Genomic DNA, 21,942 nt, shown 5'->3' with positions numbered 1-21,942 from the left:
GCCTCGCGCCTGTGGCCCCTCTTTGCGGGGGCCTCGGGGCGAATCATGCCATGCCGCGGCGCAAAAGGGAATCCCCCGCGATTCGCCCTGGCTGCCAAAAGCAAAGGGCGCCACCGGCCGGAACCGGGGCGCCCTTCATGGTCTGCAACGCAGATCAGCCCGCGACCGAGGCCGCGTGGATCGAGGTGATCGCCTCGCCCAGAACCGCGTCGAATTCCGCATCGGTCTGCTGGGCCGACAGGCCTTCGGTCAGCGCGCGGCTGAACGAGGCGATGATGCCGCGGTTCTGCGCCAGGATCTCATTCGCCTTGGCGCGCGAATGGCCGCCCGACAGCGCCACGACCTTCAGCACCTTGGGGTGGTCCACCAGGGGCGCGTAGAAATTCGCCACCGTCGGCAGCGACAGCTTCAGCATGACCTTCTGGCCGTCGGGCAGGGCGTCCAGCCCCTTCAGCAGCGCCGCCATCAAGAGCGCCTCCGCCTCGGCCTTGTCGGCGATCGAGATGGTGACTTCCGGCTCCAGCATCGGCATCAGCCCATGGGCGATGACCTGCGCGCCCACTTCGAACTGCTGGTCAACGATGGCCTGAATGCCCTTTTCATTGGCCGCCGAAACGACCGAGCGTTCCTTGGTCCCGAAGACGCCCGCCTTGGCGGCGCGGTCCAGCAGCGCGTCCAGGCCCGGCATCGGCTTCATCAGCTGGCAACCGTCGACTTCCGCCTCCAGCCCCTTGTCGATCTTCAGGAACGGCACGACATGACGCTTGTCCCACAGATAGGTGGCGGTCGGGATGCCGTCGATCTCGCGGTCCATGGTCTGTTCGAACAGGATCGCGCCCACAACCTTGTCTCCGGTGAAGGCGGGAGACTTTATGATCCGGGCGCGCATGCCATGGATCAGGTCGAACATTTCAGTTTCGCCCGAATAGGCGGTTTCGGCGATGCCATATTGCTTCAGCGCCTTGGGGGTCGAGCCGCCCGACTGGTCCAGCGCGGCGATAAAGCCCTTGCCGCCCGCGATCTGCGCCGTCATTTCCGCCTTGCTCATGCTCTCATCCCTGTCATTTGCCGTGTCAATTCGCCCCTTGGGCCACACGCGCCCCGCATAGCCTGCCAATGCCCGTGCCGCAATTATGGTGGCGCTAACGGTGCCCGCGAAAGCAGCATTCCGGCGGCAATCTTCCGCCGGAATGACGCGCGAAGCGGCAGAGCGTTGGGGGTCAGGCCAGAAGGGCCGCGACGCCGGGCAGCTCCTTGCCCTCCATCCATTCCAGAAAGGCGCCGCCCGCGGTCGAGATGAAGGTGAAATCCGCCGCGGCCCCAGCCTGATTCAGCGCCGCCACCGTATCGCCGCCCCCCGCGACCGAGATCAGCGAGCCCGCCCGCGTCAGCCGCGCCGCCTCTTTCGCCGCCGCCACAGTGGCCGCGTCAAACGGCGTCAGCTCGAACGCGCCCAAGGGGCCGTTCCAGATCAGCGTCTCGCATTGCGCCATGACATTCTTCAGCCGCGACACGGTTTCGGGACCCGCATCCAGAATCATCGCATCCGCCGGGCAGCCCGAGGCCGAGACGATCTGGCTGGGCGCATTCGCCTTGAATTCACGCGCCACGACCACATCCACCGGCAGGTGGATCTTGCAGCCGGTTTCCTTCGCCTTGGCCAGAATCGCGCGGGCGGTGTCGGCCATGTCGCGCTCGGCCAGCGATTTGCCGACCTCGATCCCTTCGGCCACAAGGAAGGTGTTCGCCATGCCGCCGCCGATGGCCAGATGGTCCACCTTGGCCACCAGATTGCCCAGCAGCTCCAGCTTGGTCGAGACTTTGGCGCCGCCCACCACCGCCATCACCGGGCGGCGCGGGCTGCCAAGGGCCGCGTCCAGCGCCTTCAGCTCCGCCTCCATCAGCCGCCCGGCCGCCTTGGGCAGTAGACGCGCCAGCCCCTCGGTCGAGGCATGGGCGCGGTGCGCGGCGGAAAAGGCGTCATTCACATAGACATCGCCCAGTTCGGCCATCTGCGCGGCAAGGGCGGGGTCGTTCTTTTCCTCGCCCGCATGGAACCGGGTGTTCTCCAGAAGGACCACATCCCCCGGTCCGGCGGCGGCGATGGCGGTCTTCGCGGCCTCGCCCACGCAATCACTGCCGAAGACCACCTTGCGGCCCAGTGCGGCCTCCAGCGCGGGGGCGATGTGCCCAAGGCTCATCTCCGGCACGACCTTGCCTTTCGGGCGGTCGAAATGGGCGAGGAGCACCGGCTTGCCGCCGCGGGCGATGATATCCTCGACCGTAGGCACGATCTTGTCGATGCGGGTGGTGTCGGTCACCCGGCCCGCCTCCATCGGCACGTTGATGTCCACCCGGGTCAGCACCACCGTTCCGGCCAGCGCGATATCGTCCAGCGTCTTCCAGCCCATCCCTGTCTCCCTGTTGTCCCGGGTTTCTCCCGGCGATTTCTCGGCGGTATTTCCCCGTCCGTCAACCGATCACACCCATTTGGCCTTCCCCTTGCGTCACCGCGTCGCTACTTTCCGGCCCGACCCTGAAAGCCTGCAAAGGACGCAAGAGACATGGCCGAGATCAAGGACCCCGAGAACACGATCATCCTGACGCTGAAAGACGGCGAGGTGGTGATCCAGCTTCTGCCCGACGTCGCGCCCAAACATGTCGAGCGCATGAAGCAGCTGGCCCGCGACAAAGCCTATGACGGCGTGGCCTTCCACCGCGTGATCGACGGCTTCATGGCGCAGACCGGCGATGTGGAAAACGCCAATATGGACAGCCCGAACTACAACCCGCGCCGCGCGGGCACGGGCGGTTCGCAATATCCGGATCTGCCAGCGGAATTCTCCAAGATCCCGCATGCCCGCGGCAGCCTTGGTGCGGCGCGGTCGATGAACCCGAATTCGGCCAACAGCCAGTTCTTCATCAACTTCAAGGACAATTCCTTCCTGAACGGCCAGTACACCGTCTATGGTCAGGTCATCTCGGGCATGGATGCCGTGGACAAGATCACCCGGGGCGAACCGCCGGCCAATCCTGACCGCATGATCACCGTCCGGGTGGCCGCCGATGTTCAATAAGGCATTCGCAGCCCTTCTGGCCCTGCCGCTCCTCGTCTCGGGCGCTGTCGCGCAAGAGGTGAAGGATCTGCCCGGCCCGAATCTGGTGATCGAGGTCGCGGGCGCCGCCAATGGCACCGTGGTCATCGACCTCCTGTCCGATGTGGCGCCGAAGCATGCCGCCCAGATCGCCGCGCTGGCGAAAGAGGGCGCCTATGACAATGTGGTCTTCCACCGCGTCATCGACGGCTTCATGGCCCAGACCGGCGACGTTCAGTTCGGCAAGAAGGGCGACGGCTCGGGCATGGCCGGGATGGGCGGCTCTTCCAAGCCGGACATCCCGCTGGAGGCGTCCAATATCTCGTTCCAGCGCGGCATCGTCGGCATGGCCCGCGCGCAGGACCCGAATTCCGCCAACAGCCAGTTCTTCATCGTCTTCGGTGACGCCTCGTTCCTTGACGGGCAATATACCGTCGTGGGCCGGGTGATTCAGGGCATGGATGTGGTGGACCAGATCGCCCGGGGCGAGCCGCCGGCCAATCCCGATGTGATGGTCAAAGTCTCCGTTCAGGACTGACCGGGGCATCTGACTCGACTTTCCACCGATCCTGACCTATATTTGCGTCAGGATCGGTGGAGGTAACCATGAACATCCCGCTTCTGCGCATGGGCGACCCGCAGGGCTTCTCGCCCCGCCTGATTGCCGAGGAATTGCGGACCACCGTTGATGACGTGGCCCGCTCCACCGGGCTTGGCCGCGATGCCCTGGTCCGCAAGGACCGTGTCGGCAGCCCCCGCACCCAGACCCGCCTGCGCGAGATGGTGGAAATCCTGAACCGCGTGGCGCCCCGCTTCGGCTCGGAACTCATGGCCTATGCCTGGTATCGCTCGGAACCTCTTCCGGGCTTCGGTGGCATGACGGCGATGCATCTGGTGCGCGAAGGCCGCGCCGCCGAGGTGGCCGATTATATCGACGCGGTGGATGCGGGCCTCTACGCCTGATGCGGTTGCAGGACGTGGTCTACCGGGCGCTGAACCCGGTCTGGGCGGGTGATCCCCTGTCGGGAGAAGGCGCGCGCCGCTTCGGCGGGCGGTTCAATCCCAAGGGCATGCCCGCGCTTTACACCACCTTGGACCCGGTCACCGCCGTGCGCGAGGTCAGCCAGATCGGCCAGCCGCTGCAACCGACGATCCTCGTCAGCTTCCACGCCGATCTGGAGCCGGTCTTCGACGGCACCGATCCTGCGCTGCTCTCCGCCCGCGGTCTCAGCCCAGCCGATCTGGCCGCCGATGACTGGCGCCTGCATATGGGCCGCGGGCGGGAGGCGCCCACCCAGAAGCTCGCCCGTGCGCTGTATGCCGAAGGCTTCGCCGGCATGCTCGCCCCCAGCTACGCCCGCCTTGCCCCGCCACAGGCGCGCAACCTGATCCTCTGGCGCTGGAGCCCCGGCCTCACCCTCATCGACGATGAAGGCCGCCTCAGATCCTGAGACGGCCCATTCCAGTTTGCACAAATATCCCGGGGGAGGCTCTGCCGCAGGCAGAGACGGGGGCAGCGCCCCCTCTTACCCGATCACCACCAGAGCATGACGCTTCTTGCCCGCGGTCAGCTTCACCGGCTCGGCCAGTTCGCCTGCCCCGATCCGCAGGCCCGCATCGGTCACGATCTCGTCGTTCATCCGCGCGCCGCCTTCGGAAATCAGCCGCTTGGCATCCTTGCCGCTGGCCGCCAGCCCCGCCCGCACGAACAGCTGGACGATGCCCAGACCCTCGGCCAGTTCTTCGGGCGCCAGCGTCACCGTGGGCAGGTCGTCGCCGATCCCGCCCTTTTCGAACACCTCGCGCGCGGTAGCCTCGGCCGCCTGCGCGGCCTCTTCCCCGTGCAGAAGGGCGGTCGCCAGATTGGCCAGGATGATCTTCGCGCCGTTGATCTCGGACCCCTCCAGCGCGCCCAGACGGTCGCATTCCTCGACCGGCAGTTCGGTGAAGATCTTCAGGAACCGGCCCACATCCGCATCGGTCGTGTTGCGCCAGAACTGCCAGAACTCGTAAGGCGACAGCATGTCGCCGTTCAGCCAGACCGCACCATTGGCCGATTTTCCCATCTTCCGCCCGTCGCTGGTGGTCAGCAAAGGCGTCGTCAGCCCATAGATCTCATGGTCCAGCACCCGGCGGGTCAGGTCGATCCCGTTGACGATATTGCCCCACTGATCCGACCCGCCCATCTGCAACAGGCAGCCATAGCGGCGGTTGATTTCAAGGAAATCATAGGCCTGCAGGATCATGTAGTTGAATTCCAGGAAGGACAGCGACTGTTCGCGGTCCAGCCGGGATTTCACGCTTTCGAAGGACAGCATCCGGTTGACCGAGAAATGCCGCCCGATGTCGCGCAGGAAATCAAGGTAGTTCAGCTGATCCAGCCATTCGGCATTGTTCAGCATGATCGCATCATTCGCGCCGTCGCCGTAGCTCAGGTATTTCGCAAAGACCTGCTTCAGCCCGGCGATGTTGCGGTCGATGGCTTCCGGCGTCAGAAGCGGACGCTCCTCGCTCCGGAAGGACGGATCGCCCACCTTGGTCGTGCCGCCACCCATCAGCGTGATCGGCTTGTGTCCGGTCTTCTGCAGCCAGCGCAGCACCATGATGTTCATCAGGTGGCCCACATGCAGCGACGCGGCCGTCGCGTCATAGCCGATATAGGCAGGCACCACCCCCGCGATCAGGGCGTCGTCCAGCGCCTGATAATCGGTGCAATCCGCGACAAAGCCGCGTTCGAACATCACCCTAAGGAATTCCGATTTGGGATGGTAGGCCATTTTGCGCTCCGCGCCAACGTGCTGTAAGTGTGGGGGGTATAGCGGGGCAGGGGCCGAAGGGAAAGATGGCGAAAGATCGTGATCAGGGGGCGATCTGGGCGCTTGGCGCGATGTCGGGCACCTCGCTGGACGGGGTGGATGCCGCCATGATCCTGACGGACGGGCATCGCGTGCAGGAATTCGGCCCCCACGCCTATCGCCCCTATACCGCCGCTGAACAGGCCACGCTGCGCGCTGCGCTTGGCCTCTGGCCCGGCGATCCGGGTGTGGCCGCGGCGGCGGAGGTGGTGGAAACAGCGCATGCCGAACTCCTCAGCCGGTTTCAGGGCGCGGCGCTGGTCGGCTTTCACGGCCAGACGCTGGCGCATGATCCGCGCGGACGCGGCACCCATCAGGCCGGGAACGGCAGCCTTCTGGCCGAGGTGCTGGGCCTGCCCGTGGTCTGGGATTTCCGCACGTCCGATGTGGCACTGGGCGGGCAGGGCGCACCGCTGGCGCCCTTCTACCATTTCGCACTGGCCCGCCACATCGGCGCCACCGCGCCGGTGGCCTTTCTGAACCTTGGCGGCGTGGGCAACCTGACCTGGGTGGACCCCTCGGCCCCGGGACCGGAGACGGAGGGCGCGCTGCTGGCCTTTGACACCGGCCCGGCCAATGCCCCGGTGAATGATCTGATGCGGGCGCGGCTTGGCCTGACCCATGACGACGGCGGCAAGGTCGCCGCGAAGGGCCGGGTGAAACGGCAGGTGATCGACACCTTCCTGTCCCATCCGTTCTTCCTGAAGATGCCGCCCAAATCGCTGGACCGCGACGATTTCCGCAGCCTGCTGGAGGCGGTGCGCCGTCTGGACACGCCCGCGGCCGCCGCCACGCTGACCGCCGCCGCGGCGGCCGCCGTTGCCCGCGGGGCGGAGCATTTTCCGGCTCCGGTCTCGCGCCTGCTTGTCACCGGGGGCGGGCGGCTCAATCCGGTGATGATGCGCCACCTTGCGCGACACTTCGCCTGCCCGGTTCAGCCGGTCGAGGCGGCCGGGCTGAACGGGGATATGCTAGAGGCGCAGGCCTTCGCCTTTCTTGCGGTGCGGGTCGCCCGCGGCATGGCGACCTCCGGCCCCGGCACGACCGGGGTGGCGGCGAATGTGGGGGGCGGGCAGATCAGCCGCCCCGAGGCGGCAGTGGCGGGCTAGGGCGGAACATTCTGCCCTGGCACTGCGTTGAAGGACAGGCAACGGCTCAGGGAGGGTCCCATGCAAATCGGAAAGAACACCATCTGCCTCTGGTTCGACAAGGAAGCCGAGGCGGCAGCCCGCTTCTACGCCGAAACCTTTCCCGACAGTTCCGTCCAGCAGGTGTTCCATGCGCCGGGCGACAATCCCTCGGGCAAGAAGGGTGATGTGCTGGTGGTCTATTTCACCGTGCTTGGCATCCCCTGCATGGGGCTGAACGGCGGGACCGCCTTCAAGCAGAGCGAGGCATTTTCGTTCCAGATCATGACCGAAAATCAGGCCGAGACCGACCGGTACTGGAACGCCATCGTGGGCAATGGCGGCGCCGAAAGCGAATGCGGCTGGTGCAAGGACAAATGGGGCGTCAACTGGCAGATCACGCCCCGCACCCTGACCGAGGCGATGCTGACCGGCGGGGAGGAAGCCGCCCGCGCCTTTGCCGCCATGATGACCATGCAGAAGATCGACGTGGCCGCCATCGACGCCGCCCGCCGCGGGTGACGCGCAACGAAAAAGGCGGCCCGAAGGCCGCCTTTTCCCGATTGGGTTGCTGATCAGAGCAGCTCTTTTGCCTTGGCCACGGCGGCTTCGGCGGTGATGCCGAATTCCTTGTACAGCCGGTCATAGGGGGCCGAGGCGCCGAAGCTGGACATGCCGATGAAGGCGGCCTTGGCCTCGCGCCCGCGCTCTCCCAGCAGGAAGCCGTCCCAGCCCTGACGCACGCCCGCCTCGATGGCGATGCGGACGGTTCCGGCGGGCAGCACCTTCTTGCGCCAGGCCTCATCCTGTTGCGCGAAAAGCTCCATCGACGGGACCGAGACGACGCGGGTGCCGATGCCTTCGGCCTCCAGCGTTTCGCGCGCGGCCATGGCGATTTCCACTTCGGACCCGGTGGCCATCAGGATGACCTGACGCTTGCCCGTCGCCTCGGCCAGCACATAGGCGCCGCGGGCCGACAGGTTCTGGCTGGTGTGGGTCTTGCGCACGGCGGCCAGATTCTGGCGGCTCAGCGCGATGACCGACGGCGTGGCCTTCTGGCTCAGCGCGATTTCCCAGCACTCGGCCACTTCCACCAGATCGGCCGGGCGGAACACCAGCGTGTTCGGCGTAGCGCGGCTGATGGCCAGATGCTCCACCGGCTGGTGGGTCGGGCCGTCTTCGCCCAGACCGATCGAGTCATGCGTCATGACATACACGACCGGCAGGCCCATCAGCGCGCTGAGGCGCATCGAGGGGCGGGCATAATCGGTAAAGGCCATGAAGGTGCCCGAATAGGGCCGCACGCCGCCATGCAGCGCCATGCCGTTCATCGCCGCGGCCATGCCGTGTTCACGGATGCCCCAATACATGTAGCGGCCCTTGCGGTCTTCGGGGGTGAAGACGCCCAGATCCGCAGTCTTGGTGTTGTTCGACCCGGTCAGGTCGGCCGAGCCGCCGAAGGTTTCCACCATCACCGGGTTGATCGCCGCCAGCACCTTTTCGCTGGCCGAACGGGTGGCCAGCTTGGCGGGCGCCTCGACCGCGGCTTTCTTCACCGCTTTCACGGCAGAGGACAGCTTGGCCGGGGCCTCGCCCGAGAAGATGCGGTTGAATTCGGCCTGCTTGCCGGCGGGCAGGCTGGCCAGCCGCTGCTCCCATGCCGCGCGGGCTTCGGCGCCCTTGGCCCCCAAAGATTCCCACCAGGCCTTGATCTCGGCCGGCACTTCGAAGGCGCCGCCGGTCCAGCCGTAGCCGTCCTTGGCCGCCTGCAGCTGCGCCTTGTCGGTCAGCGCGCCATGGCCCTTGGAGGTGTCCTGCGCCGCATGGCCGATGGCGATATGCGTCTTGCAGGCGATCATCGCCGGGCCCGCGCTGGCCTTGGCCGCGGTCAGCGCGCGGTCAATGTCTTCGGGGTCATGACCGTCGCATTCGAACACATCCCAGCCCGAGGCCGCAAAGCGCGCCTTCTGGTCGGTCACGTCCGAGAGCGAGACCTTGCCGTCGATGGTGATGCCGTTGTCATCCCACAATACGATCAGCCGCGACAGCTTTTGCCTGCCCGCGATGCCGATGGCCTCCTGGCTCACACCCTCCATCAGGCAGCCGTCGCCCGCGATCACATAGGTGTAGTGGTCCTGCACCTTGGCGCCATAGCGGGCGCGCAGCAGTTCCTCGGCCATGGCGAACCCGACCGAGTTCGAAATGCCCTGACCCAGCGGGCCGGTGGTGGTTTCCACGCCCGAAACATGGCCATATTCCGGGTGACCCGCGGTGATGGCGCCCCATTGGCGGAAGTTCTTGATCTGCTCCAGCGTCACATCTTCGTAGCCGGTCAGATACAGCAGCGAATAGATCAGCATCGACCCGTGGCCCGCCGAGAGGATGAACCGGTCCCGGTCCGGCCAGCGCGGGGCCTTGGGGTCAAACTTCAGGTGCTTGGAAAACAGCACGGTCGCCACATCGGCCATGCCCATCGGCATGCCGGAATGGCCGGAATTCGCCGCAGCGACGGCATCCAGCGTCAGCGCGCGGATGGCGGTGGCGCGCATCCAGTGATCGGGGTGGCGGGCACGAAGCGAGGCGATATCCACGGGCGCGGTCCTTGTTCAGGGAAGGCGGGAAAGCCCGGCCCCCTTAGCCGCCGCCCGGCCCAAGATCAAGCCGCGCGGCCAAGGCCTTGGGAAGAAAGGCTGGCGGCAGCCCGCCGGTTTCGCGCTAAACTGCCGGGGCAGGGGTTTCGCCGCCGATTCGGCCGGGCTATCCTTGGGTGGAAGGCCGCGGCACAAGCGGCCCCTGACGATGGGAACGGCACCGGAAAGGGCAGCGGATGCAGGATCTCGTGGAACTTGAACGGCGGATCGCCGCCGCGCTGGAGCGGATCGGGCGCGGCATTGACGCGCTGCCGGTCGCGGCACCGGAACCGGAACCCGGGCCGGCTCCGGTGGCAGAGCCCGTGGCCGCGCCGGATCCTGCGGTCCTGTCGGCCGAGGAAGAGGCCGAGCGCGCGTCCATGGCGCGGCTGCTTGAAAGGCTGGCGGCTGCACGTGACCGCGAGACGGTGCTGCGCAGCGAATATGACGAGCGGATCGAAAAGCTGACGCGGCAGCTGGATGTGCAGGGGATGGAGCTGCAGCGCATGCGCAAGACCGCCCTGACCCTGCGCGAGGAGCTGCGCCGCCTGCGCGAGGCGCAGAGTGCGGGTCTGGCCGATCCGGCACAGATCAACCGCGCCCTTCTGGCCGAGCTGGACGCCCTGCGCGCCGCCCGCCTGTCGGAAATGGCTGAACTTGAGGAAATCACCGCCGCGCTGGATCTGCATCTGACGAGCGCCGAACTGGAGGGGGCCGCCCATGCCTGAGATCGAGGTCATGATCGGGCAGCGGCCCTTCATCGTCTCCTGCCAGCCGGGGGAAGAGCATTTCCTGCGCGCCGCCGCCGCCATGCTGGATGCCGAGGCGCAGCCGCTGGTTGCGGCCATGGGGCGCCTGCCCGAGGTGAAGATGCTCTTGATGGCGGGGCTGATGCTGGCCGACCGTCAGGCCGCGACGGATGATGAATTGCGCCAGCTGCGCGCCCGGGTGGCCGAGCTGGAGGCCCGTCCCGCGCCGGAACCGCAACGGGTGGAGGTGCCGGTGGTGCCGCCGCAGGTGCCGGAAACCCTTGCCGAAATCGCCGCCCGGGCCGAGGCTCTGGCCGCCCGTCTGGAAGAGAAGGTCCCCGCATGATCCGCGCCACCGCCCTTTTGATCCTGACCGCCTTTCCCGCCATGGCGCAGGAAACGCAGGTCATCACCACGCTTTACACCTGCGACCGCGGGGTCGGCGTGCCAGCAACCTATATCAATGCCGCCGATGTCTCGCTGGCGGTGATCAATGTCGACGGGGTGCAGATCACGCTTTACAGCGAAGAGGCGGCGTCGGGCGCGCGCTACGGCTGGCCGTCGGACGGGGCCAATTATGTCTGGTGGACCAAGGGGCCGGAGGCCACGCTCTACTGGAAGGAAGCCGGGCAAGAGACGCCGATCCTGCAGAACTGCAAGGAAGGCGGCTGAGGCCGGGCCATCCGGGTGAAAGGCGCCGTCTTTCGCCCGGTCTCAGGGACGGACACACGGCGCTGAGCGCCCGTTCCACCGGCCCCGGCGATTGCGCGCACCGCAGACATCAAAAGGCCCGGGGTTCGACACCCCGGGCCTTCTACCACACGGCAAAGCCGGTTCAGGTGTTGGCTTCGCGGATCTTGTCGGCGGCGTCCTTGTCGAATTTCACACCCTTTGCTTCGAACAGGGTGTCCAGCTCGCCCGACAGGGTCATTTCGGTGACGATATCGCAGCCGCCGACGAATTCGCCCTTCACATAGAGCTGCGGGATCGTCGGCCAATCGGAGAAGTCCTTGATCCCCTGCCGGATCTCGGCATCGGCCAGCACGTTCACATCGGCATATTCGACGCCCATGTAGTTCAGCACCCCGGCCACGCGGGACGAGAACCCGCATTGCGGCATCATCTTGGTGCCCTTCATGAACAGAACGACATCGTTCTTTTCAACAGTCTCGCGGATCGTGTCCTGCGCGCTCATCTCGTCTTCTCCGACTTGCCGAAGGCCGCATGATAGCGGCTGGCATAGGTTTCGTCATCCTTGACCGGGGCAATATAGTCCGGATGTCCCGGCCAAGGCCCTGCAATTCCTGCGGCACCCCACCGATGGGCGCGTTGCGGCTCATCGGGCGTTGAAGCCGTCGGTGTCCGTCGCCTCCATGCCCAGCCCGCGGCCGATCCGGTAGCCACCAGTCTCTTCCGACCGCTCACCCGCACGTCCCGCTGTCGCACGCCGGTTCGCCACCCAAAGCAACAACGCCAAGGGGGCCGGACCGGCGAAAATGGCGGTTCCGGCGTCCATCCCTTACTCCGGCGCCTTCGTCGTCAGGGCCAGCGCGTGCAATTCGCCATGCGCACCGTCCATCTTGCCCTTCAGGCTGGCATAGACCGCGCGCTGCTGCTGAACCCGGTTCAGGCCACGGAAGGATTCGTCGATCACCTCGGCCGCCCAATGGTTTCCGTCGCCGGCCAGATCGGTGATGGTGATGGTGGCCTTCGGGAAGGTTTCCCGGATCAGCGCCTCGATATCCTTGCCTTCCATCGGCATCGGGATCTCCTCTTTTGGGAAAGATGTAAGGCCAAGCCCCCCGCGCCGCAAGGGCAAGCCAAAGGCTCAGGCCCCGCCCCGCAGCGCCGCCCATTCTTCGCGCAGCATCCCGAAGAGGTGCATGTCCACCACCCGGCCCAGCATCGGGCGATACCAGTGGCGGCGCAAAACCCCCTCGCGGGTGAAACCGGCCCGTTCATACAGCGTCATCGCCCGCAGATTCTCGCCCGAGGCGTCCAGCCACAGCCGCGCCGCGCCCAGATCCCGGAAGGCGTAATCCACCAGCTCTGCAATGAAACCCGCGCCGCGGCCCTGTCCCGCCACGGCCAGCGCCAGCCGCCGCAATTCCACCGCGCCCGAAGGATCGCCGATCTCGCAGAACAGGGCAAAGCCTGCCGGGCCGTCCTGGCCTTCCGCGATCAGCAGGCGGCAAGAGGGATCGGCCAGGTAGCCCGCCAGCACCGCATCGTCCTGATCGGTGATGAAATGCGCATAGTCCGGCCGCTGCGCCAGCGCCCGGATGAAGGGGAAATCCGTGGCTGTGGCCGCGCGAAGGGTCAGCTTGTCCATTCCCGGTCCAGCATCGAAAGAAAGACGCAATCCACCCAGTCGCCCGCAGGCCGCTTCCAGCATTCGCGCCAGACGCCTTCGCGCTGGAATCCTGCGCTGGTGAAGAATGTCAGCGCCCGGACATTGTCGGCGGTGATGTCCAGCCCGACACGATGTGCGGCACGGGGGCCGAACAGGTCATCCAGAACCGCGGTCAGGAAGGGGCGGCCAAGTCCGGGGCGGATCACGGCGAATTCGCGCAGCGACCACACCCCTTCCATCCATTGCGTCAGGGCGGCGAAACCGGCGGGCTGACCGGTGTCCCAGATCATGAGACGGCCTTCCGCGATGGCATCCCCGATCTGGCCATTCTCGGGCGGGTCCAGCCAGAGCGCATTCTGCGGCGCGGTCCAGAGGGCATGGACAAAGCCCGCATCCTCTGCCCGCGCCAGACGCAGCATCAGACGCCGACTTTGGCCGCAAAGGCGGTGCGGTAAAGCCGCGACAACTCGGCCAAGGGCGCGCTGTCACTGCCAAGGGTGACCGCATCGCCGCCGAAGCTGCCCACACGGGTGACCTGAACGCCCGCCGTCAGGGCGGCCGCCTCCAAGACTTCCGCCCCGGAGTCAGAGACGGCCAGCAGATAGCGGGCCTGATCCTCGCCAAACAGCGTCGGGATGTCGCCCGGGATCAGCGTCACGCCCAGACCGGCGCCTTCGGCCAGTTCGAACGCCGCCAGCGCCAGCCCGCCGTCGCCCAGATCGGTGGCCGCGCCAATCGCCTTGCGGTTCGCGCGCAGGAAATCGCCGTTGCGCTTTTCCACCTCCAGATCGACCGCGGGGGCATCGCCCGCCTCAATGCCGAACGCCTCGGCCAGCAGGGCGCTTTGGCCCAGATGGCCGAAGGTCTCGCCCACCAGAAGCGCCACATCGCCCGCCTGCGGCTTGCCCGCGATCACCTGATCCAGCGAGGTCAGGATGCCGACCGCGCCGATGGTGGGGGTGGGCAGAATGCCCTTGCCGTCGGTTTCGTTGTAAAGCGACACATTGCCCGAGACGATGGGCATATCCAGCGCCTTCACCGCCTCGCCGATGCCCTGGATGGCGCCGACGAACTGGCCCATGATCTCGGGTTTTTCGGGATTGCCGAAGTTCATGTTGTCGGTGGTGGCCAGCGGCAGCGCGCCCACGGCGGTCAGGTTGCGGTAGGCTTCGGCCACCGCCTGCTTGCCGCCCTCGACCGGGTTCACCTTCACATAGCGCGGGGTCACGTCACTTGTGAAGGCCAGCGCCTTGTCCGTGCCGTGCACGCGCACCACGCCCGCAGGCAGGCCCGGCGTCACCACCGTATCGGCGCCGACCTGCGCGTCATATTGTTCGTAGACCCAGCCTTTGTGGGCATAGGACGGGCTGCCGATCAGCGCCCGCAGGCCCGCGATGGCACCGATGGCCGGCACCTCGCCCAGGGGCGCGGCTTTGGGCGTCGGAACCCAGGGCCGGTCGTATTCCGGCGCGCTGGAGGACAGCTTCGACAGCGGAATGTCGGCCTTGATCTCATTCCCGTGCAGGATCAGGAAGCGGTCTTCCGGGATCGTCTCGCCCACGATGGCGAAGTCGAGGTCCCATTTGACAAAGATTGCCCGCGCCACATCCTCCAGCGCGGGGTTCAGCACCATCAGCATGCGTTCCTGAGACTCGCTCAGCATCATCTCATAGGCGGTCATATGAGTTTCGCGCTGCGGCACGTCATCCAGCTGCAGCTTGATGCCAAGGCCGCCCTTGTCGCCCATTTCCACCGCGGAACAGGTCAGGCCCGCCGCACCCATGTCCTGAATCGAGATGACGGCGCCGGTCTGCATCAGCTCCAGACAGGCCTCCAGCAGGCGCTTCTCGGTGAAGGGATCGCCGACCTGGACGGTGGGACGCTTCTCCTCGATCGTGTCATCGAACTCGGCGCTCGCCATGGTCGCGCCACCGACGCCATCGCGCCCGGTCTTGGCACCCAGATAGACGACCGGCATCCCGACACCCGAAGCCGCCGAGTAGAAGATCGCATCCGTCTTCGCCAGACCCGCCGCGAAGGCGTTGACCAGGCAGTTGCCGTTGTAGCTGCGATGGAAGCGCACTTCGCCGCCGACGGTGGGCACGCCGAAAGCATTGCCATAGGCGCCGATGCCTTCCACGACGCCCTTCACCAGATGGGCGGTCTTCGGGTGCGAGGGCAGGCCGAAGGACAGCGCGTTCATCGCTGCGATGGGTCGGGCGCCCATGGTGAAGACGTCCCGCAGGATGCCGCCGACGCCGGTGGCCGCGCCCTGATGCGGTTCGATGTAGGAGGGGTGGTTGTGGCTTTCCATCTTGAAGATGACGGCCTGTCCGTCGCCGATGTCCACGACGCCGGCATTCTCACCCGGGCCGCAGATCACCTGCGGGCCGGTGGTGGGCAGGGTGCGCAGCCATTTCTTCGACGATTTGTAGGAACAATGCTCGTTCCACATCGCGCTGAAGATGCCCAGTTCGGTGAACGAGGGCTGGCGGCCAAGGATGCCGAGCAGCCGCTCCCACTCATCCGGTTTGATCCCGTGCGAGGCGACCAGTTCGGGGGTGATTGCGGGCTCGGTCATGGCGGGATTCCCTCAAGCTTTGTCCGCTTGGCCTTTAGGCGAAAGGCGGCAGAAGGGGAAGGGCCAAAGCCGCGGCCTGCATCCGGCTATAAGAAACCCTCGGCCTTCCGGCCGAGGGCGAGGTCGAGGCTTTGGCCGGATCAGCCGTTGCCGCTGTTCGACGTTTCAAGCTGGGTGTTCAGCGCTGCCATCAGTTCACCCTTGCTGTAGCCCAGTTCAATCTGGCCGTCCGACACTTCCGATGCGGCCAGAGTCACGGTGAACCCGTCAGCCTTGAAGCCCAGAGCCGGGTCGAGGTCGACAAGGATAAGCGTGCCAAGGTCCGTGGTGGCGGCCTGCGCCACGCTGCCGATCACATCACCCTCGGACGACAGGACCGGGTTGCCCACGAAAGCCTCGGAGGTGGCGGTCACGGTTTCGCCCGCGCCGGTGCCGATGTTGGAGGTGCCGTCCATCGCAACCTTGACCGCGGCCTGCGGGGCAGGGGTGGTCTGGGCGATTGCCGCACCGGCCATCAGAGCGGAAAGCGCAGCGCCGGCCATAATCTTGTGAAAGCCCGTCATGGTCGATCTCCTTTCAAGCGATCGTTAAAAACTACGAAGGGAGAACACGCTGCCGGTGATCCGGTTGCAGTGTCTTGGCTGCGATATGAGTGACCGGCCGCAAACTGCCGAAACCGCAGGGCGCGGGCGGGGCAAATCTGCCGATGCGGAAAGTTCCCGGGAACCGGATGCAAACGGGGCGGGCCGGCAGCGCAAAAAAAAGAGGCCGAGCAAAAGCTCGGCCAAAGTCCAACAGGGAGGTATGAGACGCAGAGAGTTGCCTCGATCAGCGCCTCGCCGCCTCATTTATGGGCTGGTTGTGAATCGCGCAAGGGAAGTTACGCCGCAGATGCATCATGGCCGCCATGCGCTGAGGTCATGGCTTGCCAAATCGGCCCGAATCAGCCCGCCTCCGCCGGGGCGGCGGGTCGGATCTGACTGATCGAAAACGGGATGTGCGGGCAAAGGGCGCGCCGGCGCCCTAACCCTGATGCGAGCGGCGGAAGTTCACGATCTCATCCAGCACGAAATCGCGGAAGGCGGCCACGCGCTTCGAATGCCGCAACTCTTCAGGATAGGCGAGGAACAGCGGCACTTCGACCGATTCCACCTCGTCCAGAACGCGCACCAGATGGGGCGATCCTTCGGTGATGTAATCCGGCAGGACACCGATCCCCAGATGGCTTAGCACGCCCTGCAGCACCCCGAAGTAATTGTTCACATGCAGGGTCGAGGCGATGTTGTGGGCCATCACCTCCTGCACAAGGTTCGCGCCCGCCGCGACCTGCGGCGTGCCGGGATGCTGGCAGATCAGCCGGTGGTGGGTCATCTCGGCCAGCGTCTTCGGCGTTCCGGCCTTCTCCAGATATTGCGGTGTCGCGAACAGCCGCATGCGGATGTTCATAAGCCGCTTGCGGATCAGGTCGGCCTGGCTTGGCTCCTTCAGGCGGATCGCCACATCGGCCTCGCGCATGGGCAGGTCCAGCAGCCGCTCTTCCAGCATCAGGTCGATCTTCAGCTGCGGATAATTCTCGTAAAGGCGGGCCAGACGCGGCGCCAGCCACAAGGTGCCGAAGCCGGTGGTGGTGGTCACCCGCAATTCGCCCAGAACCTCATCCTCGCTGTCGCGGATGCGGGCGGCGGTGGCGTCCAGCCGCTTGACCATCTGAGTCGTCGCCTCGAACAGCAGTTCCCCCTGTTCTGTCAGGATCAGCCCCCGCGCGTGACGGTGGAACAGGGTGACGTTCAGGCTTTCCTCCAGCGCGCGGATCTGGCGGCTCACTGCCGATTGCGACAGGTGCAGCACCTCACCGGCGTGGGTCAGGCTCCCCTTGTCCGCCACCGCGTGAAAGATCCTCAGCTTGTCCCAATCCATTGTCCTGCCTTTCGTCTGCGCGCGGACCCTAGCACAAGCCATGCAACGGGGGAAAACCAGATCACGCGAAAATGCTGCATCTCACGAAAAATTCCCCCCTGCTGTGCCGCATTGCGCCGCATGGGCTTTCACAGGTCCGAAGCGCGGCCTATGATCGAGGCAAAGGGCGAAGGCAAGCGCCCGGCAGGCAGATGAGGGGCAGGCGATGGCGGTCGGGATCTTCGACTCGGGGCTTGGCGGATTGACGGTGCTGGATGCGGTGGCCAAGCGGCTGCCCGACGTGCCCTTTGTCTATTTCGGCGACAATGCCCATGCGCCCTATGGCGTGCGCACCGCCGATGACATCTTCCGCCTGACCTGTGCGGCCACCGAACGGCTGTGGGATGAGGGCTGCGATCTGGTGATCCTGGCCTGCAACACCGCCAGCGCGGCCGCGCTGAAGCGGATGCAGGAGACCTGGCTTCCGCCCGGCAAGCGCGTGCTTGGCGTCTTCGTTCCGCTGATCGAGGCGCTGACCGAACGGCAATGGGGCGATAACTCCCCCCCGCGCGAAGTGGCGGTGAAGCATGTGGCGCTGTTCGCCACGCCCGCGACCGTGGCCAGCCGGGCGTTCCAGCGCGAACTGGCATTCCGCGCCATCGGGGTGGATGTCGAAGCGCAGCCCTGCGGCGGCGTGGTTGATGCCATCGAACAGGGCGACGAGATTCTGGCTGAGGCGCTGGTGCGCAGCCATGTCGAGGCGCTGAAGCGCCGGATGCCGCACCCCGAGGCCGCCATTCTGGGCTGCACCCATTATCCCCTGATGGAAAAGGTGTTTCAGGAGGCGCTTGGGTCCCAGGTCAAGGTCTATTCGCAGGCCAATCTGGTGGCGGCGAGCCTTGCCGATTACCTGATCCGCCGGCCCGAATTCCACGGCACCGGCACGCAGTCGAAATTCCTGACCACCGGCGATCCGGCGAATGTCAGCGTCCATGCCACGCAATTCCTGCGCCGCCGGATCAGCTTCGAAAAGGCCTAGGCCACCCGCAGCCGCCGCATCGCCGCGATCTGGGCGGCGGCGCGCGGCAGGCCCACGGTGGCGGCGATGTCGCGGATCATCGCCAGATCGGCGACGATCCCTGCCCATGCTCCGCGCTTGGCTTGTTTCATCGGGCTGTCCACCGCGGGCCAGCGCACCACCGCAATACGCGCCGCGGCGGCGATCCAGCGGCGGTTCATCTCCACCTCCAGCCCGAAGCGGGGCAGGGTGGCCATCACCCCGGGCGGGGGCAGCAGGTGCCGCGGCACCAGCCGCTCACCCGAGATGTAATCCAGTCCGATCCGGTGCCACAGCCACGGCGCATTGCGCCGCAGGCTGACCGATACATCGGCCTGCCCTGACAGGACCGGCACCATCAGCGCCTCAAGCGCGGCGGGGGTCAGGCCCTGTAGGTCGCTGTCGATCAGCAGGATAAGGTCATGCCGTGCGGCGGCGATGCCGGTGGCCACCGCCGCGCTTTTGCCGCGGTTCGGCTGGCGGATCACCGTCACGCCCGGCCGGGCGGCGGCCTCGGACGTGCCGTCGGTCGATCCGTCATCCACCACGATCACCTCGGCCAACCGCGGGTGAAAGGTGACAGCATCCAGAACCGCACCGATCCGCGGCGCCTCGTTCCAGGCCGGAATGACGCAGCTCACCGTCATGCCGGGCGCCGTTTCATCATCCAGAGCCCGCCCGCCAGCACCATCAGCACCAGCATCGCCAGTGCGCCGCGGTCCAGCCATGTGCCGATCCGCTCATGCGCTTCACCCGCGAACCAGCCAAGCGCCATCAGCGCGGCGGTCTTGGGAACGCTGGCCAGACCGTTGATCAGCAGAAAGGGCAGCACCGGCATCCGCGCGACCCCGGCGGCGACAAGGATGGGTGCGCCCATCGTATGGGTCAGCTTGCCGAACACCAGAATGCGGCCGCCGCGGTCGCGGAACTGACGGGCCAGCCCCTCCATCCGGGCAGGACGCAGACCCAGACGGCGGCGCCAGCGCGGTGACAGCCGGCCGATGCCACGCCGTCCGATCCAGTAGAACCCCAGATCCCCCAAGATATCCGCCGCCACCAGAAGCGCCGCCAGCGCCAGCGGGTCGAACGCGCCCTGCCGGGCCAGAAAGGCGGCCACGACGGTGGCGATCGGTCCTTCGATCACGGCCAGAAGGCCGACGATCCACAGCCCCTGCGCCGCGACGCTGCTGATCAGCGTCTCAGGCGTGAACATCGCCGGGCTCCATCGCAGGGGCGCCCATGGCATTGCCGCGCCATTCGAAGCCGCGCCGCGCCCAGGTCGCGGCCCAAAGCGCGGGCAGCGCCAGATCGCGCAGGACCATGGCCAGCAGGTCGCGCGGCCCCGCGGGCCAGCCCATCCGGCGCGCCAGTGCCCATTCGGCGGCATACCACGCCAGAACCCCGGGGATCAGCCAGCCCGGCGCCAGCCCGCCAAGGATCAGCGCGGGCGGCAGCGGACCGGCGAGGATTTCCGCGGCAAACAGCAGCGGGAAGCCGTCGCGCCGCACCCGCGACCAGCGCAGCTGCCGGTCCCAGACCGCGCGGAAGGGGCGGCGCCCGACCGGCTGTTCGAACATCCGCGCGGTCAGGCAGACCCGCGCGCCGCGGCTCCGCACCAGAAGGGTAAAGGCCACATCCTCGGCCAGTTTGCGGCCCAGAGGGGCCAGCCCGCCCGCGGCATCAAGCCAGGCCTTTTCCACGAACAGCGTCTTTCCTTGGGCAAAGCCGTTGCCCAGACGGTCTGCCGCCAGCTGCCAGCGGCCCTGAAACCCGTTCAGGAAGGCGCATTCCACCGCGCCCCACAGATTGCCCGGCCGCGTGCCCGCCGCCGGGCTGGAGACCAGCGCGCAGCCCGGCCGCCACGCCGCCATCAGCCGCTGAAGATAATCGGGAGGCAACAGCAGATTGGCATCCGCCATCGCCACCATCTGCCCGCGCGCCGCGACCCAGCCCTTGTGCAGGTTGTTCAGCTTCGGATTGCCGCTGATCCGCTCATCCCCGATCATGAGCTGCGCCCGCACCTGCGGATGCCGGGCGATCATGGCCCGCACCGCGGCGCAAGCCGGGTCCGCGGCATCGGCGGCGCAGAAGATCACCTCATAATCCGGCCATGTCAGCCGGAAAGAGCTTTCCAGCGTCTCAAGATCGAAGCTGTCCAACCCGCGCACCGGGCGCAGGAGGGTGATCCCGGGCGTGCCCGCGGCAGGCGCCGCCGGGCGCGGCCGCCACAGGGCCAAGAGCGCGGTGGCGAAATGCAACCCCGCCAGCAGGGCGAGACCGGCGATCAGCGCGGCGGTCATGCGGGCAGCCCCAGTCCGGTGTCCGCAGGACGGCCGGTCTCTGCCGTGGGCGCGGCCAGCGCGGCCCAGCCCATCAGCTGCAGGCTGCCGTCCGGCAGTTCGGCCAGCGCGGTCAGGCTGTCCACCCAGTCTCCGCAATTGGCATAGGTCGCCCCGTCATGATCGCGCAGCGCCGCGCGGTGGAAATGGCCGCAGATCACCCCCTCATGCCCGGAGCTCCGGGCCAGCGCGACCAGCCGCGTCTCGAACCTGTTGCCGACCAGCAGCAGCGCCTCCAGCCCGCGGCGAAGGAATTCGACTGCGCCCTGTTCCGCGGGACGGCGGAGCAGCCGCAGAAGCCAGCGGTCGAACCGCCGGAGCCCTGCATCGATCCGGCTGCCGATCCGTGTCATGACATGCCAGCGCAGGATGCGGGCATCGCATTGGTCGCCATGCAGCACCAGATAGCGCCGCCCGTCCGCCGCGACATGGGTCACGCTGTCATGCAGTTCGAACCGGCCGCCGATCAGCGCCTGCGCCCCGATCCCCACGAAATTGCGCAGCGCCGCATCGTGATTGCCCGGCAGATAGACAACCCTTGTGCCCGCCGCCGCGCGCTGCGCCAGCTCGGTCAGGATCGCATCATGCGCCGGGGACCAGGTCAGAAGGGCCGGATGCCAGATGTCGAAAATGTCGCCCACCAGATAGATCGTCTCGGCCTCGGTCGCGCGCAGGAATTCCAGAAACTCCCGCGCCCGGGCGGCGCCGGTGCCCAGATGCAGATCTGAGACGAACAGGCTGCGCAGCCGTCTGCGCGGCAAATCCGTGCCCGTGGTGCCCCCGTCGCCGCAATGGCCTGCGCGCATCATGCTGATCCCCGTCCCGGGCCGCCTGTTCCGTGGCAGGGGCCGTTTGCCGTCTCACGTCATGTGACGGGGTTATCCGTCTATTCACACGGAAACGTGACAGTTGGGCCCCGTTCCGCGCCGCAGCATCGTCAGGGCGCGGTCATGCGGGAAATGCCGGGGGCATCGGGCGCCCCGCGGTCCGGCCGGGCACGGCGAATCGGGGCAGCTGTCTGACCCCGCCGATCCTGTGCCCCGGAATTTACTGAACTTTTCCTGAGCGGGCTGTGTCGGGGCTGGTTCACGGGCTGCTCAACGGCATGTGTCCCTTCTGCATCCGTCCACAACAAATTGTTCGATCTGTCCGGGTCGGGTCGCGAAACAGCAAGAAGGTCGCAGTCGAAACCTTTGAAAAAAGGGCGGTTGCGCGGAATGGCGCCGCCCAATTAAACTTTTCGCACATATCGACCAAGAG

At 66.7% G+C, this 21,942-nt stretch carries 26 protein-coding genes; 10 read left to right on the top strand and 16 right to left on the bottom strand.

The genetic code is table 11. The features are described 5' to 3' along the window. Positions 1-154: 154 nt before the first annotated feature. Positions 155-1,048 carry a fructose bisphosphate aldolase gene (locus ACO2Q5_RS01500; RefSeq protein ID WP_423287742.1) on the bottom strand — a complete coding sequence of 298 codons (894 nt, stop codon included), beginning with the start codon at positions 1,046-1,048 and terminating at the stop codon, positions 155-157. Positions 1,049-1,220: 172 nt separating this feature from the next. After that, positions 1,221-2,411, bottom strand: a complete 1,191-nt coding sequence (locus tag ACO2Q5_RS01495) for a phosphoglycerate kinase (RefSeq protein ID WP_423287740.1) — start codon at positions 2,409-2,411, stop codon at positions 1,221-1,223. Positions 2,412-2,564: 153 nt separating this feature from the next. Between ACO2Q5_RS01495 and ACO2Q5_RS01490 the strand changes: the two genes are divergently transcribed. The 4 genes from ACO2Q5_RS01490 to ACO2Q5_RS01475 all read left to right on the top strand — a co-directional run bounded on the left by ACO2Q5_RS01490 (position 2,565) and on the right by ACO2Q5_RS01475 (position 4,546). Further along, positions 2,565-3,077, top strand: a complete 513-nt coding sequence (locus tag ACO2Q5_RS01490; protein ID WP_423287738.1) for a peptidylprolyl isomerase — start codon at positions 2,565-2,567, stop codon at positions 3,075-3,077. Continuing rightward, a complete protein-coding gene (locus ACO2Q5_RS01485) occupies positions 3,067-3,633 on the top strand; it encodes a peptidylprolyl isomerase (RefSeq protein ID WP_423287736.1) in 567 nt (188 codons plus the stop codon). Before ACO2Q5_RS01490 ends, ACO2Q5_RS01485 begins: the two co-directional genes overlap by 11 nt. Positions 3,634-3,701: 68 nt before the next feature. Continuing rightward, the gene (locus tag ACO2Q5_RS01480; RefSeq protein WP_423287734.1) at positions 3,702-4,058 is read left to right on the top strand and encodes an MbcA/ParS/Xre antitoxin family protein; all 357 of its coding nucleotides are present in this window, start codon (positions 3,702-3,704) and stop codon (positions 4,056-4,058) included. Next, positions 4,058-4,546: an RES family NAD+ phosphorylase gene (locus ACO2Q5_RS01475; protein WP_423287732.1), complete on the top strand. Its 489-nt coding sequence runs from the start codon at positions 4,058-4,060 to the stop codon at positions 4,544-4,546. The genes ACO2Q5_RS01480 and ACO2Q5_RS01475 overlap by 1 nt, the downstream gene beginning before the upstream one ends. 75 nt (positions 4,547-4,621) lie before the next feature. Here ACO2Q5_RS01475 and tyrS read toward each other — a convergent pair whose 3' ends face one another. Then, on the bottom strand, positions 4,622-5,872 hold the full coding sequence (gene tyrS, locus ACO2Q5_RS01470) for a tyrosine--tRNA ligase (protein ID WP_423287730.1): 1,251 nt from the start codon (positions 5,870-5,872) through the stop codon (positions 4,622-4,624). Between the two features lie 65 nt (positions 5,873-5,937). Between tyrS and ACO2Q5_RS01465 the strand changes: the two genes are divergently transcribed. After that, positions 5,938-7,059, top strand: coding sequence for an anhydro-N-acetylmuramic acid kinase (locus ACO2Q5_RS01465; protein ID WP_423287728.1), 1,122 nt, complete (start codon positions 5,938-5,940; stop codon positions 7,057-7,059). A 60-nt stretch (positions 7,060-7,119) separates the two neighbouring features. Further along, positions 7,120-7,599 (top strand): VOC family protein, encoded by a 480-nt coding sequence (locus tag ACO2Q5_RS01460; protein ID WP_423287726.1) that lies wholly within the window; start codon positions 7,120-7,122, stop codon positions 7,597-7,599. 53 nt (positions 7,600-7,652) lie between these two features. Here the strand turns inward: ACO2Q5_RS01460 and tkt are convergent, their stop codons facing one another. Then, on the bottom strand, positions 7,653-9,668 hold the full coding sequence (gene tkt, locus ACO2Q5_RS01455) for a transketolase (protein ID WP_423287724.1): 2,016 nt from the start codon (positions 9,666-9,668) through the stop codon (positions 7,653-7,655). A 236-nt stretch (positions 9,669-9,904) separates the two neighbouring features. Between tkt and ACO2Q5_RS01450 the strand changes: the two genes are divergently transcribed. The 3 genes from ACO2Q5_RS01450 to ACO2Q5_RS01440 are packed head-to-tail and all read left to right on the top strand — an operon-like array spanning position 9,905 to position 11,128. Further along, positions 9,905-10,435 carry a hypothetical protein gene (locus tag ACO2Q5_RS01450; RefSeq protein ID WP_423287722.1) on the top strand — a complete coding sequence of 177 codons (531 nt, stop codon included), beginning with the start codon at positions 9,905-9,907 and terminating at the stop codon, positions 10,433-10,435. Next, positions 10,428-10,802: a cell division protein ZapA gene (locus ACO2Q5_RS01445; RefSeq protein ID WP_423287720.1), complete on the top strand. Its 375-nt coding sequence runs from the start codon at positions 10,428-10,430 to the stop codon at positions 10,800-10,802. Before ACO2Q5_RS01450 ends, ACO2Q5_RS01445 begins: the two co-directional genes overlap by 8 nt. After that, positions 10,799-11,128 carry an MliC family protein gene (locus tag ACO2Q5_RS01440; protein WP_423287718.1) on the top strand — a complete coding sequence of 110 codons (330 nt, stop codon included), beginning with the start codon at positions 10,799-10,801 and terminating at the stop codon, positions 11,126-11,128. The genes ACO2Q5_RS01445 and ACO2Q5_RS01440 overlap by 4 nt, the downstream gene beginning before the upstream one ends. Positions 11,129-11,291: 163 nt before the next feature. On the opposite strand, the gene grxD is transcribed toward ACO2Q5_RS01440, so the two are convergent. The 8 genes from grxD to ACO2Q5_RS01400 all read right to left on the bottom strand — a co-directional run bounded on the left by grxD (position 11,292) and on the right by ACO2Q5_RS01400 (position 17,307). Beyond that, entirely contained in the window at positions 11,292-11,651 is a 360-nt protein-coding gene (gene grxD / locus ACO2Q5_RS01435; RefSeq protein ID WP_423287716.1) for a Grx4 family monothiol glutaredoxin, read from the bottom strand. Between the two features lie 141 nt (positions 11,652-11,792). After that, positions 11,793-11,972 (bottom strand): hypothetical protein, encoded by a 180-nt coding sequence (locus tag ACO2Q5_RS01430; protein ID WP_423287714.1) that lies wholly within the window; start codon positions 11,970-11,972, stop codon positions 11,793-11,795. A 3-nt stretch (positions 11,973-11,975) separates the two neighbouring features. Further along, the gene (locus ACO2Q5_RS01425) at positions 11,976-12,218 is read right to left on the bottom strand and encodes a BolA/IbaG family iron-sulfur metabolism protein (RefSeq protein ID WP_423287712.1); all 243 of its coding nucleotides are present in this window, start codon (positions 12,216-12,218) and stop codon (positions 11,976-11,978) included. A gap of 66 nt (positions 12,219-12,284) precedes the next feature. Continuing rightward, complete coding sequence (locus tag ACO2Q5_RS01420; protein ID WP_423287710.1) at positions 12,285-12,788, bottom strand: GNAT family N-acetyltransferase; 504 nt, start codon at positions 12,786-12,788, stop codon at positions 12,285-12,287. After that, positions 12,776-13,228 carry a GNAT family N-acetyltransferase gene (locus tag ACO2Q5_RS01415; protein ID WP_423287708.1) on the bottom strand — a complete coding sequence of 151 codons (453 nt, stop codon included), beginning with the start codon at positions 13,226-13,228 and terminating at the stop codon, positions 12,776-12,778. Before ACO2Q5_RS01415 ends, ACO2Q5_RS01420 begins: the two co-directional genes overlap by 13 nt. Then, positions 13,228-15,390 (bottom strand): phosphoribosylformylglycinamidine synthase subunit PurL, encoded by a 2,163-nt coding sequence (gene purL, locus ACO2Q5_RS01410; RefSeq protein WP_423287706.1) that lies wholly within the window; start codon positions 15,388-15,390, stop codon positions 13,228-13,230. Before purL ends, ACO2Q5_RS01415 begins: the two co-directional genes overlap by 1 nt. A gap of 140 nt (positions 15,391-15,530) precedes the next feature. After that, positions 15,531-15,953, bottom strand: coding sequence for a hypothetical protein (locus tag ACO2Q5_RS01405; RefSeq protein ID WP_423287704.1), 423 nt, complete (start codon positions 15,951-15,953; stop codon positions 15,531-15,533). A gap of 460 nt (positions 15,954-16,413) precedes the next feature. Then, the gene (locus tag ACO2Q5_RS01400) at positions 16,414-17,307 is read right to left on the bottom strand and encodes a LysR family transcriptional regulator (RefSeq protein WP_423287702.1); all 894 of its coding nucleotides are present in this window, start codon (positions 17,305-17,307) and stop codon (positions 16,414-16,416) included. A 205-nt stretch (positions 17,308-17,512) separates the two neighbouring features. Here ACO2Q5_RS01400 and ACO2Q5_RS01395 point away from each other — a divergent pair, with 205 nt between their 5' ends. Beyond that, positions 17,513-18,325, top strand: coding sequence for a glutamate racemase (locus ACO2Q5_RS01395; RefSeq protein ID WP_423287700.1), 813 nt, complete (start codon positions 17,513-17,515; stop codon positions 18,323-18,325). Here the strand turns inward: ACO2Q5_RS01395 and ACO2Q5_RS01390 are convergent. From ACO2Q5_RS01390 to ACO2Q5_RS01375, 4 genes are read right to left on the bottom strand one after another with little or no spacing between them, the layout of a single operon-like run. Beyond that, positions 18,322-18,990 (bottom strand): glycosyltransferase family 2 protein, encoded by a 669-nt coding sequence (locus ACO2Q5_RS01390; protein ID WP_423287698.1) that lies wholly within the window; start codon positions 18,988-18,990, stop codon positions 18,322-18,324. The genes ACO2Q5_RS01395 and ACO2Q5_RS01390 overlap by 4 nt on opposite strands. Then, positions 18,987-19,556, bottom strand: coding sequence for a DedA family protein (locus ACO2Q5_RS01385; protein ID WP_423287696.1), 570 nt, complete (start codon positions 19,554-19,556; stop codon positions 18,987-18,989). The genes ACO2Q5_RS01390 and ACO2Q5_RS01385 overlap by 4 nt, the downstream gene beginning before the upstream one ends. After that, on the bottom strand, positions 19,543-20,643 hold the full coding sequence (locus tag ACO2Q5_RS01380) for a glycosyltransferase (protein ID WP_423287694.1): 1,101 nt from the start codon (positions 20,641-20,643) through the stop codon (positions 19,543-19,545). The genes ACO2Q5_RS01385 and ACO2Q5_RS01380 overlap by 14 nt, the downstream gene beginning before the upstream one ends. Then, positions 20,640-21,491, bottom strand: a complete 852-nt coding sequence (locus ACO2Q5_RS01375; RefSeq protein ID WP_423287692.1) for a UDP-2,3-diacylglucosamine diphosphatase — start codon at positions 21,489-21,491, stop codon at positions 20,640-20,642. Before ACO2Q5_RS01375 ends, ACO2Q5_RS01380 begins: the two co-directional genes overlap by 4 nt. Between the last annotated feature and the right edge of the window lie 451 nt (positions 21,492-21,942).

It is taken from the genome of Neotabrizicola sp. VNH66 (assembly GCF_049445895.1).
Lineage (GTDB): Bacteria > Pseudomonadota > Alphaproteobacteria > Rhodobacterales > Rhodobacteraceae > Pseudogemmobacter.
The sequence above is the reverse complement of the archived record's forward strand: the minus strand, read 5'-3'. Positions and strand labels throughout refer to the sequence as shown.